Below are 17458 nucleotides of genomic sequence, written 5' to 3' on the forward strand. Positions count from 1 at the left end.
CGGGCGCTTCCCTTCGGTCTTTCGTGTTTCCAACCTTACCAGATCCTTTTTCCGTTCCGTTTCCGGTTCGGATTTCGCTTCCGGTGGCCGTTGGGGGCCTTTGCCTTTCGGCTTTTCCGACTTTATCAGAGATTCTGAGTCGGTATTTCCATCCCTCCCGGGTGGACCCGTCCGCGCACATGACTGCGCTGGGTTCCCGTTGAGGTGGAGATGTAAACGTACTGGAGCGGGGCGCCACGATGCAAATCGAGGCGCCCCGCTCCCTGTTGGCTCCTCGTCAGACCTCGACGACGACCGGAAGGATCATCGGGCGACGGCGGTAGGTGTCCGACACCCACTTGCCGATCGTGCGGCGGATCAGCTGCTGGAGCTGGTGGGGCTCCACCACGCCGTCCTGGGCCGAGCGGTTCAGGGACTCCTCAACCTTGGGGACCACGGCGTTGAACGCGGCGTCCTCGATGCCGGAGCCGCGGGCGTGGATGTACGGGCCGCCGACGATCTTGCCGGTCGTGGAGTCGACGACGACGAAGACCGAGATGATGCCCTCGTCGCCCAGGATGCGGCGGTCCTTCAGGGAGGCCTCGGTGACGTCGCCGACCGAGAGGCCGTCGACGTACACGTAACCCGCCTGGACCTTGCCGACGATCCTGGCCTTGCCGTCGACCAGGTCGACGACGACGCCGTCCTCGGCGATGACGATGTGGTCCTTGGGGACACCCGTCAGCGCGCCGAGTTCGGCGTTGGCGCGCAGGTGGCGCCATTCGCCGTGGACCGGCATCAGGTTCTTCGGCTTGCAGATGTTGTAGAAGTACAGGAGCTCGCCGGCCGAGGCGTGACCGGAGACGTGCACCTTGGCGTTGCCCTTGTGGACGACGTTGGCGCCCCAGCGGGTCAGGCCGTTGATCACGCGGTAGACCGCGTTCTCGTTTCCCGGGATGAGGGAGGACGCCAGGATCACGGTGTCGCCCTGGACGATGCGGATCTGGTGGTCGCGGTTGGCCATGCGGGAGAGGGCCGCCATCGGCTCGCCCTGGGATCCCGTGCAGACCAGCACGACCTCTTCGTCCGGCAGGTCGTCCAGCGTCTTCACGTCGACGACCAGACCGGCCGGGACGCGGAGGTAGCCCAGGTCACGGGCGATACCCATGTTGCGGACCATGGACCGGCCGACGAAGGCGACCCGGCGGCCGTACTCGTGGGCGGCGTCCAGGATCTGCTGGATGCGGTGGACGTGGCTGGCGAAGCTGGCCACGATGATGCGCTTCTGGGCGTTCGCGAAGACGTTGCGCAGGACGTTGGAGATGTCCTTCTCCGGCGGGACGAAGCCCGGGACCTCGGCGTTCGTCGAGTCGCTCAGCAGCAGGTCGATGCCCTCCTCGCTGAGCCGCGCGAAGGCGTGCAGGTCCGTGAGGCGCCCGTCCATCGGGAGCTGGTCCATCTTGAAGTCGCCGGTGTGGACGGCCATGCCCGCGGGGGTGCGGATGGCGACAGCCAGGGCGTCGGGGATGGAGTGGTTGACCGCGATGAACTCGCAGTCGAAGGGGCCGAGCTGCTCGCGCTGTCCCTCGGCCACCTCGAGGGTGTAGGGACGGATGCGGTGCTCCTGGAGCTTCGCCTCGATGAGGGCGAGTGTCAGCTTGGAGCCGATGAGCGGGATGTCCGGCTTCAGGCGGAGCAGGTAGGGGACGCCACCGATGTGGTCCTCGTGGCCGTGGGTCAGGACGATGCCCTCGACGTCGTCGAGGCGGTCCCGGATGGTGGTGAAGTCCGGCAGGATGAGGTCGATGCCGGGCTGCTCCTCCTCGGGGAAGAGCACGCCGCAGTCGACGATCAGCAGGCGGCCGTCGAACTCGAAGACCGTCATGTTCCGGCCGATCTCACCGAGCCCGCCGAGCGGGGTGACGCGCAGGCCGCCCTTGGGCAGCTTCGGCGGGGCGCCGAGTTCAGGATGCGGATGACTCAAAAGACTCTCCTCACCACACACGCCACGTACCGCTTGGGCACGTGGCGCGCGTGACATTCGTGCACTTGCTGTGTCAGTTGTTGATCTCTAGTTGTCGATCTCTTACGAAGATCGTTTATTCAGTTGTGAAGTCTGTGGCTACAGCTGTACCCCGCCTGCGGCGAGATCCAGCTTGAGCTGGGCGGTTTCCTCGGGGGAAAGCTCGACCAGGGGCAGGCGCAGGGGGCCGGCCGGGTGGCCCTGGAGGGCGAGGGCGGCCTTGGTGGTCATGACGCCCTGGGTACGGAACATGCCCGTGTAGACCGGGAGCAGCTTCTGGTGGATCTCGGTCGCCTTCTGGACGTCACCGGCGAGGTGCGCCTCGAGGAGGGCGCGGAGCTCGGGCGTGACGACGTGGCCGACGACGGAGACGAAGCCGCAGGCGCCCACGGAGAGCAGCGGCAGGTTGAGCATGTCGTCGCCGGAGTACCAGGCCAGGCCGGAGCGGGCGATCGCCCAGCTGGCGCGGCCGAGGTCACCCTTGGCGTCCTTGTTGGCGACGATACGGGGGTGCTCGGCGAGCCGGACGATGGTCTCGGTGTCGATCGGGACGCCGCTGCGGCCGGGGATGTCGTAGAGCATCACGGGCAGCTCGGTGGCGTCGGCGATGGCCGAGAAGTGCCGGTACAGGCCCTCCTGCGGGGGCTTGTTGTAGTACGGCGTGACGGCGAGCAGGCCGTGTGCGCCGTCGCGCTCGGCGGTACGGGCGAGCTCGATGGAGTGGTGGGTGTCGTTGGTGCCGATCCCGGCGACCACATGGGCCCGGTCGCCCACCGCTTCCAGTACGGCGCGTACGAGCTCCGATTTCTCCGCGTCGCTGGTGGTGGGGGACTCGCCGGTGGTGCCGTTGATGATCAGGCCGTCGTTGCCTGCGTCCACCAGGTGGGCGGCGAGTCGCTGGGCACCGTCGAGGTCAAGTGCGCCGTCCGCCGTGAACGGCGTGACCATGGCGGTGAGGACCCGCCCGAAGGGGGTCTGCGGAGTGGAGATCGGAGCCATGGGTAACACGCTACTCGCTGCTCAGGGCCCGGTGCCCCCTCGGGGGATGTCGAGAAAGGGATCCCGGCACTGCCTGCTCGGGGGTTCAAGCAGTGCCGGGTCCGTTTGATCAGCCTAGATGAACTTCACGAAACGCCGCAATACGGACACTTCACTCCGCTCCCCCGTACATCTGTCCGCACATTTGTGCCTTATGGGGCCACACGGCCGTTCTTGTTGAAGGCTGCATGGGTGAGCGGCATGAGCCGCGCCCAGTGCTCCTCCATCTTCTCGCCGACCATCTCGATCTCACGCTGTGGGAAGGACGGGACCGTCGCGAGCTCGTGCTGGGTGCGCAGGCCGAGGAAGTGCATCAGCGAGCGGGCGTTGCACGTGGCGTACATCGAGGAGAACAGGCCGACCGGCAGGACGGCCCGGGCGACCTCTCGGGCGACGCCCGCGGCCAGCATCTCCTGGTACTTCTCGTACGCCTGGATGTAGGAGTCCTCCATCGTGCGCTCGACGAGCTTGTGCTGCTCCTCGGTGCCCTCGACGAAGACGTACTTGCCCGGGCGCCCCTCCTGGACCAGCTTGCGGTCGGCCCCGGGGACGTAGAACACCGGCTGGAGCTCCCGGTAGCGACCCGACTCCTCGTTGTACGACCAGCCCACGCGGTGCCGCATGAACTCGCGGAAGACGAAGATCGGGGCGCTGATGAAGAACGTCATCGAGTTGTGCTCGAAGGGGCTGCCGTGGCGGTCCCGCATCAGGAAGTTGATCAGGCCCTTGGAGCGCTCCGGGTCCTTCGACAGCTCGTCGAGCGACTGCTCACCGGCCGTCGAGACGCGAGCGGCCCACAGCACGTCGGAGTCGCCGGCGCTGTGCTTCACCAGCTCCACCGTCACATCGCTGCGGAAGCTGGGCTTGAGGTCTTCGGCGGGGGTGTCGGTCACCGCGGGTCCTTCCAATTGCATCGCTCAGGGCGGCGCCCACTCTACGGGGAGCCACTGACAGCGCGGCCGTCGCACGAGCCGTCACGGTCTTCTTCGGCCAATCCGGGGAAAAGGGGCACCAATGAGCGCTGCCGTGCGTCTGTACCGGTAACAGCCATCCATCACCACAGTCAGGGAGAGTGACCCATGTTCAGCCGGCGAGAGGCCGTCCCGTTCTCGTTCGTCGCCGAGGCGGATCGCTTCCGCAGTAACGTCACTCCCCCGCCGCGCGAGCGTCTCAAGGCATCCCAGCTCGCGGGCCGTACGCTGATCGGGCTGACCGTCGTGGCCGGCCTCGTCGGCGCGCTGCTGTTCGGGATGCCGGCGATGGGCGCCGGTCAGTCGCCCGCCCATCAGCAGCAATCCGAGGCGTCCCACGGGCGGTGAGCCCGGACGGACCCCCTGGGGTGGTCCGGTGGGGGGCCGCTGGGTAGCCTCACCGGGCACAGCCCGATCGAGTGTGCTTGTGAGTGAGGATCAGTCGTGCCCCTGCCCTTTCTGACGGCCGACCGCGCTTTTGACGCGCACCCCGATGACGTCGCCCTGCCCTTCGACGACCACGACCACTGGCGCCGGCCCTACCGGCCGGGACCCTGGCGGGTCGGGGCGGCGGCGCTCGTCCTGCTGCTCGCGTCGTTCGTCCTGCTGGCCGCCGTGATCATCGCCGCCGCGGGCGCCCTGCCCGGCGCCGGAGCCTGCTTCGGCGTGGCCTTGCTCCTGATCGCCTGCGCCCTGCGGATGCTGCGCGTGGGCGTCTGGGTGAGCGCGCGGGGCCTGCGCCGGGTGGGCTTCTTCACCACCAAGACCCTGGCGTGGGCGCAGGTGGCGAGCGTACGGACGGTGCAGCAGCCGGTGCGCTGGCTCGGCCTGCCCCGGACGGTGCAGGGGCAGGCGCTCGTGCTCGTACGCCAGGGGGCTGAGCAGCTGCCGCTCTTCACCGACCACAGCGCGGACTTCCTGGCGCGGACCGAGGCGTTCGACCGCGCGGCCGACACCGTCGAGGCGTGGAACGCCGAATACGGGGTCGTGGCGGCCTGATCCGGGCCGCGGGACCCGGCCGGTTACGCGCCGGCCTGCCGGCCCTCGTGGAGGGCGATCGCCCGCTGCATCGCCTTTCGGGCGCGAGGGGTGTCCCGGGCGTCCTGGTAGGCGACCGCGAGCCGGAACCAGCAGCGCCAGTCGTCCGGCGCGTCCTCGGTCTCGGCCTTGCGCTTGGCGAAGACCGCGTCGGCCGAGTCACGGTCGATACGGCCGCCCGGCGTGCGGACCAACTCGTCGACCGGCAGGCCGCCTTCGGCGTCGAGCAGGGCGGCGAGCTTGTTGGCCTTGGTCACGAACCGGGTGTTCGCCCAGAGGAACCAGAGGCCGATCAGCGGCAGGACGAGCACCGCGGCACCCATCGTGACGGTGATCGCGGTGCCGTGTTCGATGAGCATCACGCCACGGCTGCCGACCAGGAAGAAGTAGACGACCAGGACGGCTGCCGTGACGAAATAGGTGAGCTTGGCGCGCATCAGCCGAGGTCCAGGAAGTGTTCCAGGCCGAAGGTGAGGCCGGGGGTGGTGACCACCCGGCGGGCGCCCAGCAGGATGCCCGGCATGAAGCTGCTGTGGTGCAGTGAGTCATGACGGATCGTGAGGGTCTCGCCCTCGCCGCCGAGCAGCACCTCCTGGTGGGCCAGCAGGCCGCGCAGCCGGACGGCGTGGACCGGGACTCCGTCGACGTCGGCGCCGCGCGCGCCGTCGAGAGCGGTGGTCGTGGCGTCGGGCTGCGGGGCGCAGCCTGCCTTCGACCGGGCCTCGGCGATGAGCTGGGCGGTGCGGGTGGCGGTGCCGGAGGGGGCGTCGACCTTGTTCGGGTGGTGGAGCTCGATGACCTCGACGGATTCGAAGTAGCGGGCGGCCTGCGCCGCGAACTTCATGGTGAGGACGGCGCCGATGGAGAAGTTCGGCGCGATGAGCACACCCGTCTGCGGGGAGGCGTCGAGCCAGCCGGTGAGCTGCGCGAGGCGGTCCTCGGTCCAGCCGGTGGTGCCGACGACCGCGTGGATGCCGTGGCGTACGCAGAAGTCGAGGTTGCCCATGACCGAGGCGGGGGTGGTCAGCTCGACCGCGACCTGGGCGCCCTTCTCGGCGAGGGTCTCCAGCTTGTCGCCCCGGCCGAGCGCGGCGACCAGCTCCATGTCGTCCGCGGCCTCCACGGCCCGTACCGCCTCGGAGCCGATACGGCCCTGGGCTCCGAGGACCGCCACGCGCAGCTTGCTCATTGCTCTGACTCTCTCTTCAGGCTCTTCAGGAGACGGATTCGTGCAGGCGGTCGGCCTGCTTGTCCTTGAGCGGGCCGATCACCGACAGCGAGGGCCGCTGCCCGAGGACGTCGCGGGCGACGGCCCGGACCTCGTCGGGGGTGACCGCCGCTATCCGGGCGAGCATGTCGTCGACAGACATCTGCTCGCCCCAGCACAGCTCGCTCTTGCCGATGCGGTTCATCAGGGCGCCGGTGTCCTCGAGGCCGAGGACGGTCGAGCCGGAGAGCTGGCCGATGGCGCGGCCGATCTCCTCGTCGCTCAGGCCCTCGGAGGCGACCAGGTCCAGTTCGTCGCGGCAGATCTTCAGGACGTCGTGGACCTGGCTGGGGCGGCAGCCCGCGTACACGCCGAACAGGCCGCAGTCGGCGAAGCCGGAGGTGTACGAGTACACGCTGTAGGCGAGGCCGCGCTTCTCGCGGACCTCCTGGAACAGGCGTGAGGACATGCCGCCGCCGAGGGCGGTGTTCAGCACGCCGAGGGCCCAGCGGCGCTCGTCGGTGCGGGCGAGGCCGGGCATGCCGAGGACGACGTGGGCCTGCTCGGTCTTGCGGTTGAGCAGCTCCACGCGGCCGGCGGTGCGGATGGTGCGGTGGCCGTCGCGGGGGGCGACGGGGAGCGCGTCCGTACGGGTCAGGGCGCCGGCCCGGTCGAAGGCCTTGCGGACCTGGCGTACCACCGTGGCGTGGTCGACGTTGCCGGCGGCGGCGACGACCAGGTGCGTCGGGTCGTAGTGCTTCTTGTAGAAGCGGGCGATCTGGCCGCGGGTGAGCGCGTTGATCGTGTCGACGGTGCCGAGGACCGGTCGGCCGAGGGGGGTGTCGCCGAGCATGGTGTGCGCGAACAGGTCGTGCACGCAGTCGCCCGGGTCGTCCTCGGTCATCGCGATCTCTTCGAGGATGACGCCGCGCTCGGCGTCGATGTCCTCTTCGAGGATCAGGGAGCCCGTGAGCATGTCGCAGACGACGTCGATGGCCAGCGGCAGATCGGTGTCGAGGACCCGGGCGTAGTAGCAGGTGTACTCCTTCGCCGTGAAGGCGTTCATCTCGCCGCCGACCGCGTCGATCGCGGACGAGATGTCGAGGGCACTTCTGCGCTTGGTGCCCTTGAAGAGGAGGTGCTCCAGGTAGTGCGTGGCGCCGTTGAGCGAGGGGGTCTCGTCGCGGGAGCCGACATGCGCCCAGATGCCGAAGGTGGCGGAGCGTACGGAGGGCAGGGTCTCGGTGACGATGCGCAGGCCCCCGGGGAGGGTGGTCTTGCGGACCGTGCCGATGCCGTCCTTGCCCTTGAGAAGCGTTTGGGTACGGGCGACGGCCCGCGCCTCCGAAGAGGTGCGGGCCGTCGCACGGGAACTGCGCGAGGTCACTTGGCGGAGTCGTCCTTGTCCGCGTCGGCGGCGTCCTCGGACTCGCCCTCGATCACGGGGATCAGGGAGAGCTTGCCGCGCTGGTCGATCTCGGCGATCTCGACCTGGACCTTGGAGCCGACCGCGAGCACGTCCTCGACGTTCTCCACGCGCTTGCCACCGGCGAGCTTGCGGATCTGCGAGATGTGCAGCAGGCCGTCCTTGCCCGGGAGCAGGGAGACGAAGGCACCGAAGGTGGTGGTCTTGACGACCGTACCCAGGTAGCGCTCGCCGACCTCCGGCATGGTCGGGTTGGCGATGCCGTTGATCGTGGCGCGGGCGGCCTCGGCGGCCGGGCCGTCGGCGGCACCGATGTAGATGGTGCCGTCGTCCTCGATCGTGATCTCGGCGCCGGTGTCCTCCTGGATCTGGTTGATCATCTTGCCCTTGGGGCCGATGACCTCACCGATCTTGTCCACGGGGATCTTGACGGTGATGATCCGCGGGGCGTTGGGGGACATCTCGTCCGGGGTGTCGATCGCTTCCATCATCACGTCGAGGATGTGGAGGCGGGCGTCACGGGCCTGCTTGAGGGCCGCGGCCAGGACGGAGGCCGGGATGCCGTCCAGCTTGGTGTCGAGCTGGAGGGCGGTGACGAACTCCTTCGTACCGGCGACCTTGAAGTCCATGTCGCCGAAGGCGTCCTCCGCACCGAGGATGTCGGTGAGGGTGACGTAGTGCGTCTCGCCGTCGATCTCCTGGGAGATCAGACCCATGGCGATACCGGCGACGGGGGCCTTGAGCGGCACACCGGCGTTCAGCAGCGACATGGTGGAGGCGCAGACGGAGCCCATGGACGTCGAGCCGTTGGAGCCGAGGGCCTCGGACACCTGACGGATCGCGTACGGGAACTCCTCGCGGGTCGGCAGCACCGGCATGAGCGCGCGCTCGGCCAGGGCGCCGTGGCCGATCTCGCGGCGCTTGGGGGAGCCGACGCGGCCGGTCTCGCCGGTGGAGTACGGCGGGAAGTTGTAGTTGTGCATGTAGCGCTTGCGGGTCACCGGGGAGAGGGTGTCCAGCTGCTGCTCCATGCGGAGCATGTTGAGGGTGGTGACGCCCAGGATCTGGGTCTCGCCACGCTCGAACAGCGCGGAGCCGTGCACCCGCGGGATGGCCTCGACCTCGGCGGCGAGCGTACGGATGTCCGTGACGCCACGGCCGTCGATGCGGACCTTGTCCTTGATGACGCGCTCGCGCACCAGGGCCTTGGTCAGGCTGCGGTAGGCGGCGGAGATCTCCTTCTCGCGGCCCTCGAAGGCCGGGAGGAGCTTCTCGCTCGCGAGGACCTTGACGCGGTCCAGCTCGGTCTCGCGCTCCTGCTTGCCGGCGATGGTGAGCGCCTGGGCCAGCTCGCTCTTGACCGCGTCGGACAGGGCGGCGTAGACGTCGTCCTCGTAGTCGAGGAAGACCGGGAACTCGCCCTCGGGCTTGGCGGCCTTGGCGGCGAGGTCGGACTGCGCCTTGCAGAGGACCTTGATGAACGGCTTCGCGGCCTCGAGGCCGGCGGCCACGATCTCCTCGGTCGGCGCCTCGGCGCCGCCCTTGACGAGCTCGATGGTCTTCTCGGTGGCCTCGGCCTCGACCATCATGATCGCGACGTCGCCGTCCTCCAGGACGCGACCGGCGACCACCATGTCGAAGACGGCGTCCTCGAGCTCGGTGTGCGTCGGGAAGGCGACCCACTGGCCCTTGATCAGGGCGACACGGGTGCCGCCGATCGGGCCGGAGAAGGGCAGGCCGGCCAGCTGCGTGGAGCAGGAGGCGGCGTTGATCGCGACCACGTCGTACAGGTGGTCGGGGTTGAGCGCCATGATCGTCTCGACGATCTGGATCTCGTTGCGCAGGCCCTTCTTGAAAGAGGGGCGCAGCGGCCGGTCGATCAGACGGCAGGTGAGGATGGCGTCCTCGGAGGGACGGCCCTCACGGCGGAAGAAGGAGCCGGGGATCTTGCCGGCCGCGTACATCCGCTCCTCGACGTCCACCGTCAGGGGGAAGAAGTCGAGCTGGTCCTTGGGCTTCTTGGAGGCGGTGGTGGCCGACAGCACCATGGTGTCGTCGTCCAGGTACGCCACGGCGGAGCCGGCGGCCTGCTTGGCCAGGCGGCCCGTCTCGAAGCGGATGGTGCGGGTGCCGAATGCGCCGTTGTCGATGACGGCCTCGGCGTAGTGGGTCTCGTTCTCCACTAGCGATTTCTCCTACGTTTCGTCTTTTCGTCCGCGTGCCCGTGTGGCGGGCGGACGGTGGCGGAGAAGCGCCTGTGTGCGGGCCGGTCTTCGATCGAAGCACCCGGGGATTGGTTCCGGGGGCCACTACCGAGGACCGGCGGCGAGCCGGCGGCTTCTCGCTCGGTTGGTGTGACGTTGTGCGACCAGACTAAGTGCCGGTCGGCACATCTCGCACGTACAGCAAAGGGAGCGGCCCCCTAAAAGTGGGAACCGCTCCCTTCATGGCGTGTTACTTGGCACCGCCGGCCGCACCGCGGCGGATGCCCAGGCGGTCGACCAGCGTACGGAAGCGCTGGATGTCCTTCTTGGCCAGGTACTGCAGCAGGCGGCGGCGCTGACCGACGAGGATCAGCAGACCACGACGGGAGTGGTGGTCGTGCTTGTGGGTCTTGAGGTGCTCGGTCAGGTCCGAGATACGGCGGGAGAGCATCGCGACCTGGACCTCGGGGGAGCCGGTGTCGCCCTCCTTGGTGCCGAACTCGGCCATGATCTGCTTCTTCGTAGCGGCGTCGAGAGACACTCGGTACTCCTCAGTGATGTTCGATGCGCCCACGAGTGCCCCTGGTCTTGGTCTCAGGGGAGCTTCCGTGACTCGGAGGCGAAGGCGCGATGGGCGCTGCTCCCAGAGATTTCCGGGAGCGCGTACACAAACGGCCGTCACACAGCGTACCAGCCCGCCCGCCGCGCCGGTCCCGGGGGCTAACTGGTCAGGGCGCGGGCGGCGGCGAAGACGTCCAGGACGGCCAGGCACAGGGGTACGAGGGAGAGCAGGACGGCGCTCTCGGCGAGGTCGAGCAGGCGGCCCCAGAAGGGTGAGAGGCCCTTCTTCGGGATGACCAGGCCGATGGCGGTGATCAGGGCGGCGCCGGCGGCGACGGAGGCGGTGAGCCAGATCGTACGGATGTCCAGGCCGCCCCGGTCGCCGTACATCAGCAGGTCCTGGACGAGGTCGGCGGGCGGGTTCAGGGAGAGGCCGAGGACGAGCAGCGCGATGGCGGCGATGCCGGCCACCAGGACGCAGGCGACCTGGGAGGTGTAGCGGAAGAGCCGGGCGCGCAGCAGCATCGCGAGGCCGGCGGCCAGGGCCAGGAGCTGGCCCCAGACGTTGCCGGCGAAGCCGAGGACGGCGGCGGAGCCGACGACGACCGCGGCGCAGCCGCCGACCAGGCCGAGGAGCATCTCGTGGCCGCGGCGGGCCTGGAGCGCGATGCGCTCGGCGTCGACCGGCTGGGCCTCGGGGGTCTCGTTCGGGTCGGCGTCGAAGTCGGCGGTGGCGGCGCTGCGCGGGGCGGCGTAGCCGATGGGGAGCCGGGCGAAGCGGGCGGAGAGGCCGGGCAGGAAGGCGACCAGGCCGATGGCGACGGGGGCACAGACGGCGGCGGTCGACGTGGCGGAGGCCTCGGTGAGGATGGCCAGGAAGGTGGCGAGGGTGCCGACGACGGCCAGGAAGGTGGCGGCGACGAAGGGGGCGTCTCCGCTGGGGGTCAGCGCGACCAGGGTGACGGAGGCGACCAGGACGGTCACGCAGCCGAGCAGGAACTGCAGGCGGCCGGGGCCGTGCCCGGCGTCCGGGCCGATGATCCCGGAGCCCGCGATGAGCAGCAGCGGGAGCGCGCCGAGGCCGAGGGCGACGGCGGTGGCCCGGTCTCCGTACACCCGGGCCCGTACGCCGGCGAAGGCGGTCAGCAGGACGCCGGCGGCGCCCGCGACCACTCCGGGGAGGCTGTGCATGTCGTGGCGGACCGGGTCGGCGTACCAGAGCACGAAGCCCATGAGGACGAGCAGCAGGACGCCGCCGACGAGGCCGGCGCCGCGCAGGAGGTCGTCGCTCCACAGGTGGCGGTCGCGGGTGACGGCGGAGGCGACGGCGTCGGAGACGTCGTCGAAGACGGCGGGGGGCAGGGACTGCGCGAAGGGGCGCAGGGAGAGCACTTCGCCGTCGAGGACCTGCTGGGCGGCGAGGGTGCGGGCGCCGTCGAGGACGGTGCCGTCGCGCCGGACGAGGTGGTAGCCGGTGGGGGTACCGGGGGCCTGCGTCTGGCCGGTGAGCCGGAGGATCTCCGGATAGACGTCGGCGACGGCGATGTCCTCGGGGAGTGCGACATCGATACGGCTGTCCGGCGCCACGACGGTGACGCGGCAGAAGCCGGTCGTTGCGGTCGTACTCACTGTCTGGACCCCCTGATTCGCGGTTGCGCACACTGCGCGCGACACCCTACCGGGAGGCGGTGTCATTGCCTGCAAGTAGGATCACCGTCTCGCGGAGGGAAGTCCGCGAGTTGAGGCAGCCACGGGGGCGCCGCTGCGGAGCCGCCCGCCCGTCTTCCGTCCGTATCGAGGGATTGATGCTCCGGTGAGCCAGATCGTCGTCAAACGCCCGCCGAGGTCCCTGCCGCCGGAAGTACCGGCCGAGCAGCTGGTTCTGGAGTCGCCGCCCGAACTCCCGAGGGGCCAGCAGGAGTCCATGCTGATGCAGCTCCTGCCGATGCTCGGCATGGGTTCGTCGGTGGTGTTCTTCTTCATGCCGAACGCCCATCCCTTCATGCGGATCATGGGCATTCTGATGCTGGTGTCGACGGTCGCGATGGCGATCGCGCAGCTGGTCAGATTCCGTAAGGGTACGCAGGGGCAAATTGCCGATGTCCGGCGGGACTACCTCAAATACCTCGCGCAGACGCGGCGTACGGTCCGCCGGACGGCGCGGGCCCAGCGGGACGCGCAGTTCTATCTGCACCCGTCGCCGGAGCAGCTGTGGTCGGTGGTGGCCGAGGGTTCGCGGGTGTGGGAACGCCGGGTGGGCGACAAGGACTTCGCGCAGGTGCGGGTCGGCCTGGGCGCGCAGCAGCTCTCGACGCCGCTGGTGGCCCCTGACACGGCTCCGGTGGACGAGCTGGAGCCGCTGTCCGCGGGTGCGATGCAGCAGTTCCTGGCGGTGCACGGGTCGTTGGACGGGCTGCCGATGGCGGTCTCGATGCGGGCCTTCTACCACGTGACGGTCTCCGGCGAGCCGGAGTCGGCGCATTCGGCGGCGCGGGCGCTGGTGGCGCAGCTGGTGACGCTGCACTCCCCCGACGACCTGATGGTCGCGGTGGTCGCTGCGCGCGGCGCGCAGGAGCGCTGGGACTGGACGAAGTGGCTGCCGCACACGCAGGCGCCCGGGCAGGTCGACGGCGCGGGTACGAAGCGGCTGTTCGGTGACGACCTGATCGAGCTGGAGCAGCTGCTGCGCAGCCGGCTCGACGGGCGGCCCCGGTTCAGCCGGGACAATCAGCCGGTCCTCGACCAGCCGCACATCCTGCTGGTGCTCGACGGCGGGATGGTGCCGCCGGACTCGCTGTTCGCGGCGGCCGAGGGCCTGCAGGGCGTGACCATCGTCGAGGTGGTCTCCGGTGAGCTGGACGAGCCGCGCGGCGGACTGTCGATCGTCGTACGGCCGGGGAAGCTGTGGCTGGAGTCGGGCGGCGGTTTCGGCTACGAGGGTGTGCCGGACGGGATCTCGCTGCCGGCCGCCGAGGCGCTGGCCCGGCAGCTGGCGCCGCTGCGGATGGGTGGCGGGGACGACGACGAACCGCTGCTCGCCAACCTGGACTTCACGGATCTGTTGAATCTGGGCGACGCGGCGTCGGTGGACGTGGCGCGCACGTGGCGGCCGCGGTCGACGGCCGAGCGGCTGCGGGTGCCGATCGGTGTCGGCGAGGACGGCCTGCCGGTGATGCTGGACCTCAAGGAGGCCGCGCAGGAGGGCATGGGTCCGCACGGCCTGTGCGTCGGCGCGACCGGTTCCGGCAAGTCGGAGCTGCTGCGCACGCTGGTGCTGGGTCTGGCGGTGACGCACTCCTCGGAAACGCTGAACTTCGTCCTCGCGGACTTCAAGGGTGGTGCGACGTTCGCGGGTATGTCGCAGATGCCGCACGTGGCGGCCGTGATCACCAACCTGTCGGACGATCTGACGCTGGTGGACCGCATGGGCGACGCGATCCGCGGTGAGCTGCAGCGCCGTCAGGAGCTGCTGCGTTCGGCGGGCAACTACGCCAACATCCACGACTACGAGAAGGCGCGCGCGGCGGGCGCGGCGCTGGAGCCGCTGGCCTCGCTGGTCCTGGTCATCGACGAGTTCAGTGAGCTGCTGACGGCGAAGCCGGACTTCATCGACATGTTCATCCAGATCGGCCGGATCGGCCGTTCGCTGGGTGTGCATCTGCTGCTGGCCTCGCAGCGCCTGGAGGAGGGGCGGCTGCGCGGTCTGGACACGTATCTGTCGTACCGGATCGGTCTGCGGACGTTCTCGGCGGCCGAGTCGCGTACGGCGATCGGTGTGCCGGACGCGTACCACCTGCCGTCGGTGCCGGGTTCGGGCTATCTCAAGTTCGGTACGGATGAGATGACCCGCTTCAAGGCGGCGTACGTCTCCGGTACGTACCGTACGGGCGGGCCGCAGCTGTCGTCCGGGTCGCTGCCGATCGAGCGGCGGCCGGCGCTGTTCACGGCGGCTCCGGTACCCGTGGTGTACGCGGCGCCCGACCCGGCGTATCTGGCGGCGCAGCGCGAGGAGGAGGACGACGCGCTGGCGGACACCGTCCTCGATGTGATCGTGCGGCGGCTGGAGGGTCAGGGGGTGCCGGCCCATCAGGTGTGGCTGCCGCCGCTGGACCGGGCGCCGTCGCTGGACCAGCTGCTGCCGGGGCTGGCGCAGACCGCGGACCGCGGGCTGACGGCGACCGAGTACACGCGTCCGGGCGGGCTGACCGTGCCGCTGGGACTCATCGACAAGCCGTTCGAGCAGCGGCGTGAGGTGCTGTACCGCGACTTCTCGGGTGCGGCGGGCCACATGATGGTCGTCGGCGGTCCGCAGTCGGGCAAGTCGACGCTGATGCGGACGCTGATCTCGTCGTTCGCGCTCACCCACACCCCGAACGAAGTGCAGTTCTACGCGCTGGACTTCGGTGGTGGCGGCATGGCATCGCTGGCGGACCTGCCGCACGTGGGCGGGGTGGCCTCCCGGCTCGACCCCGAGCGGGTGCGGCGTACGGTCGCCGAGGTCCTGGGCGTGCTGAACCGGCGCGAGGAGTTCTTCCGGGCGAACGGCATCGACTCGATCGCGACGTACCGGCGCAGGCGGGCGGCGGGTGAGCTGCCCGGCGAGGCGTGGGGTGACGTCTTCCTGGTCATCGACGGCTGGGGCGGCTTCAGGAACGACTACGACATGCTGGAGCCGGTCGTCTCGGACATCGCGGCGCGAGGTCTGGGCTACGGCATCCATGTGGTGATCACGGCGGCGCGGTACATGGAGGTCCGGGCGGCGCTCAAGGACCAGATGCTGGGCCGGCTGGAGCTGCGGCTCGGTGACGTCATGGACTCCGAGTTCGACCGCAAGGTCGCGGCGAACGTGCCGACGGGGGTGCCGGGCCGGGGTCAGGTGCCGGAGAAGCTGCACTTCATGGGTGCGCTGCCGCGTATCGACGGATCGAGCGAGTCGGAGGACCTGTCGGACGGCACAGCGGCGTTCGTGCAGGCGGTCAAGGCGAGCTGGGCGGGTCCGGCGGCTCCGGCCGTACGGCTGCTGCCGCGGATGCTGCCGTCGGAGCAGCTGCCGAAGGGCTTCGAGTTCCCGCAGCACGGCATCGCGATCGGTATCGACGAGACCAACCTGGAGCCGGTGTTCGTCGACTTCGAGACGGATCCGTTCTTCCTGATCTTCGGTGAGAGCGAGTCGGGCAAGACGTCGCTGATGCGGCTGATCGCCAAGCAGCTGTGCGAGCGGTACACGCCGGAGCAGGCGCGGATCGTCGTGGGTGACTACCGGCGCACGATGCTGGAGGCGGTCGCGCCGTCGCACCTGCTGGAGTACGCGCCGATGGCGTCCGCGATGCAGATGCACATGGACGCGATCAACACGGTGATGACGAAGCGGGCGCCGAAGCCCGACATCACGCCGCAGCAGTTGCGGGACCGCAGTTGGTGGACGGGGCCGCAGCTGTACGTCCTCGTGGACGACTACGAGCTGGTGGCGACGAACTCCGGCAATCCGTTGCAGGTGCTGGTGGAGAACCTGCCGTTCGCGCGGGACGTCGGTATCCGCTTCATCGTGGCGCGCAGCGCCGCGGGCGCGTCGCGGGGCAGCTACGAGCCGTTCATGCAGCGGGTCAAGGAGCTCGGCGCGCAGGGCGTCGTCCTGTCCGGCGATCCGCAGGAGGGCGACATCATGGGCAACGTCCGGGCCCGTCCGATGCCGCCGGGGCGGGGCACGTTCGTCTCGCGCAAGCGCGGGACGCCGCTGGTGCAACTGGGCTGGCTGCCGGATCGGTAGACGGGAAGAGACGGATGAATTTCGACGAACTGTGGGGCGAGGTCCGCGGCGCGTCCACGGAGCGGGTGCTCAAGGGCGCGGTGGACGCTCCTCGGGGTGGCGCTCCGGCTGCGGATGACCGCGGGGCGGCGTCGGCCGAGGCGGAGATGGACGAGTCCGCGATCGCGGCGGCGCGGGAGTCGGTGCTGGAGCGGCTCGCCGACTTCCGCTCGCGGGCGGTGCTCGTGCCGATGGACTCGGCCGGCGGCCTGTGGACCGCGGACCTCGGCGGGATCGCGTGGATCTGCGCGTTCACCGACGAGGAGAAGCTGGCCCGGTTCGCCGTGGCGCGCGGCGAGGAGTCGGGCGAGTGGGCCTACCGCCGGGTGCTCGGCTCCCGGCTGCTGGACGAGGTGGTACCCGCGCTGGCGTTCCCCTGCGGGGTCGCGCTGGACGCGGGAGGACCCGGCGGGACGGTGTTCCCGCCGGTGCAGGGGATCGTGCCCGACCGGGCGGCGGTCGATGTGGACGTCCATGGGGGTGGCAGGGCATGACGAATCCGGACCTCGCGGCATCGCAGCAGGCGCTGGCGCAGATCACCAAGGGCATCAACGGCACCCTCGCCGAGCTGAAGGAGCTCGGCATGGTCGGCGAGGCGGGCATGGGCCGGGGCTTCTCGGACCTGCAGCTGTCGGGCATGGAGTCGGGCCACGACGGCCTGACCTCCGCGCTGAAGACGTACTGCGAGCGCTGGGAGTGGGGCGTGCGCTCCCTGGTGCAGAAGGGCACGCTGTTCGCCGAGCTGACGGGCCTGTCGGCGGGCACGTTCCACGACCAGGAGCAGTACATCTCTGGCGCATTCAAGGTGCTGACGAACTCCGCGATGGGCAACCCGTACGCGACGGAGGAGGAGATCACCCAGAAGAGCTGGGGTGATGTCCTGTCCAGCAACCCCGTGACGCACGTGATGAACGCGGACTACAGCGACAAGTCCTTCGACACGGCCCGGGAGAACAGCAAGCAGGCGTGGAAGGACACGGCCTGGGACGTCTCCACGTCCAAGATGGTGCTCACCAACGGGATCATCGACGCGGCGGGCATGCGGGACGAGATGGACCAGGGGATGCGGGAGGCCTTCGGGCCGTCGCCGGAGGAGCGGGCGAAGGCCGCTGAGCAGCAGGGAGCGGGGCAGGGCTGATGGTGGATCTCGGGGGCATCGTCAGTGGGGGCAAGGACCTCCTGGACCGGGGCCTGGACAAGATCGA

General features: G+C 69.7%; 14 protein-coding genes. 5 read left to right on the forward strand and 9 right to left on the reverse strand.

The annotated features are described in order from the left end of the window. Positions 1–277: 277 nt before the first annotated feature. From IEZ01_RS33655 to thyX, 3 genes are all read right to left on the reverse strand, one after another. Positions 278–1963 (reverse strand): ribonuclease J, encoded by a 1686-nt coding sequence (locus IEZ01_RS33655; RefSeq protein ID WP_019889899.1) that lies wholly within the window; start codon positions 1961–1963, stop codon positions 278–280. 138 nt (positions 1964–2101) lie between these two features. Continuing rightward, complete coding sequence (gene dapA, locus IEZ01_RS33660) at positions 2102–3001, reverse strand: 4-hydroxy-tetrahydrodipicolinate synthase (RefSeq protein WP_019889897.1); 900 nt, start codon at positions 2999–3001, stop codon at positions 2102–2104. A 191-nt stretch (positions 3002–3192) separates the two neighbouring features. Continuing rightward, positions 3193–3933 carry an FAD-dependent thymidylate synthase gene (gene thyX, locus IEZ01_RS33665; protein ID WP_019889896.1) on the reverse strand — a complete coding sequence of 247 codons (741 nt, stop codon included), beginning with the start codon at positions 3931–3933 and terminating at the stop codon, positions 3193–3195. Positions 3934–4119: 186 nt separating this feature from the next. Here thyX and IEZ01_RS33670 point away from each other — a divergent pair, with 186 nt between their 5' ends. Then, entirely contained in the window at positions 4120–4359 is a 240-nt protein-coding gene (locus IEZ01_RS33670) for a hypothetical protein (protein ID WP_019889895.1), read from the forward strand. 96 nt (positions 4360–4455) lie between these two features. Then, positions 4456–5010, forward strand: coding sequence for an SCO5741 family PH domain-containing membrane protein (locus tag IEZ01_RS33675; RefSeq protein WP_019889894.1), 555 nt, complete (start codon positions 4456–4458; stop codon positions 5008–5010). Positions 5011–5033: 23 nt separating this feature from the next. On the opposite strand, the gene IEZ01_RS33680 is transcribed toward IEZ01_RS33675, so the two are convergent. The 6 genes from IEZ01_RS33680 to eccD form a co-directional block, all read right to left on the reverse strand. Then, positions 5034–5486 carry a hypothetical protein gene (locus IEZ01_RS33680; RefSeq protein WP_019889893.1) on the reverse strand — a complete coding sequence of 151 codons (453 nt, stop codon included), beginning with the start codon at positions 5484–5486 and terminating at the stop codon, positions 5034–5036. Beyond that, positions 5486–6238, reverse strand: coding sequence for a 4-hydroxy-tetrahydrodipicolinate reductase (gene dapB / locus IEZ01_RS33685; protein WP_019889892.1), 753 nt, complete (start codon positions 6236–6238; stop codon positions 5486–5488). The genes IEZ01_RS33680 and dapB overlap by 1 nt, the downstream gene beginning before the upstream one ends. 25 nt (positions 6239–6263) lie before the next feature. After that, the gene (locus tag IEZ01_RS33690) at positions 6264–7643 is read right to left on the reverse strand and encodes a M16 family metallopeptidase (RefSeq protein WP_189205543.1); all 1380 of its coding nucleotides are present in this window, start codon (positions 7641–7643) and stop codon (positions 6264–6266) included. Next, the gene (locus tag IEZ01_RS33695; protein ID WP_019889890.1) at positions 7640–9865 is read right to left on the reverse strand and encodes a polyribonucleotide nucleotidyltransferase; all 2226 of its coding nucleotides are present in this window, start codon (positions 9863–9865) and stop codon (positions 7640–7642) included. Before IEZ01_RS33695 ends, IEZ01_RS33690 begins: the two co-directional genes overlap by 4 nt. Before the next feature lie 271 nt (positions 9866–10136). Then, positions 10137–10427, reverse strand: coding sequence for a 30S ribosomal protein S15 (rpsO, locus tag IEZ01_RS33700; RefSeq protein ID WP_006346214.1), 291 nt, complete (start codon positions 10425–10427; stop codon positions 10137–10139). 179 nt (positions 10428–10606) lie between these two features. After that, positions 10607–12076 carry a type VII secretion integral membrane protein EccD gene (eccD, locus tag IEZ01_RS33705; RefSeq protein ID WP_019889889.1) on the reverse strand — a complete coding sequence of 490 codons (1470 nt, stop codon included), beginning with the start codon at positions 12074–12076 and terminating at the stop codon, positions 10607–10609. A gap of 184 nt (positions 12077–12260) precedes the next feature. On the opposite strand from eccD, the gene eccCa reads away from it, so the two are divergent. Genes eccCa through IEZ01_RS33720 form a run of 3 tightly spaced genes read left to right on the forward strand, consistent with a single transcriptional unit; the run spans position 12261 to position 17391 of the window. After that, complete coding sequence (eccCa, locus tag IEZ01_RS33710; protein ID WP_189205545.1) at positions 12261–16214, forward strand: type VII secretion protein EccCa; 3954 nt, start codon at positions 12261–12263, stop codon at positions 16212–16214. 14 nt (positions 16215–16228) lie between these two features. Beyond that, positions 16229–16747, forward strand: a complete 519-nt coding sequence (locus IEZ01_RS33715; RefSeq protein WP_019889887.1) for a hypothetical protein — start codon at positions 16229–16231, stop codon at positions 16745–16747. Continuing rightward, positions 16744–17391, forward strand: coding sequence for a hypothetical protein (locus tag IEZ01_RS33720; protein WP_019889886.1), 648 nt, complete (start codon positions 16744–16746; stop codon positions 17389–17391). Before IEZ01_RS33715 ends, IEZ01_RS33720 begins: the two co-directional genes overlap by 4 nt. The last annotated feature ends 67 nt before the right edge of the window (positions 17392–17458 follow it).

Origin of the sequence: Streptomyces purpureus (assembly GCF_014648195.1) — a bacterium.
Lineage (GTDB): Bacteria > Actinomycetota > Actinomycetes > Streptomycetales > Streptomycetaceae > Streptomyces > Streptomyces purpureus.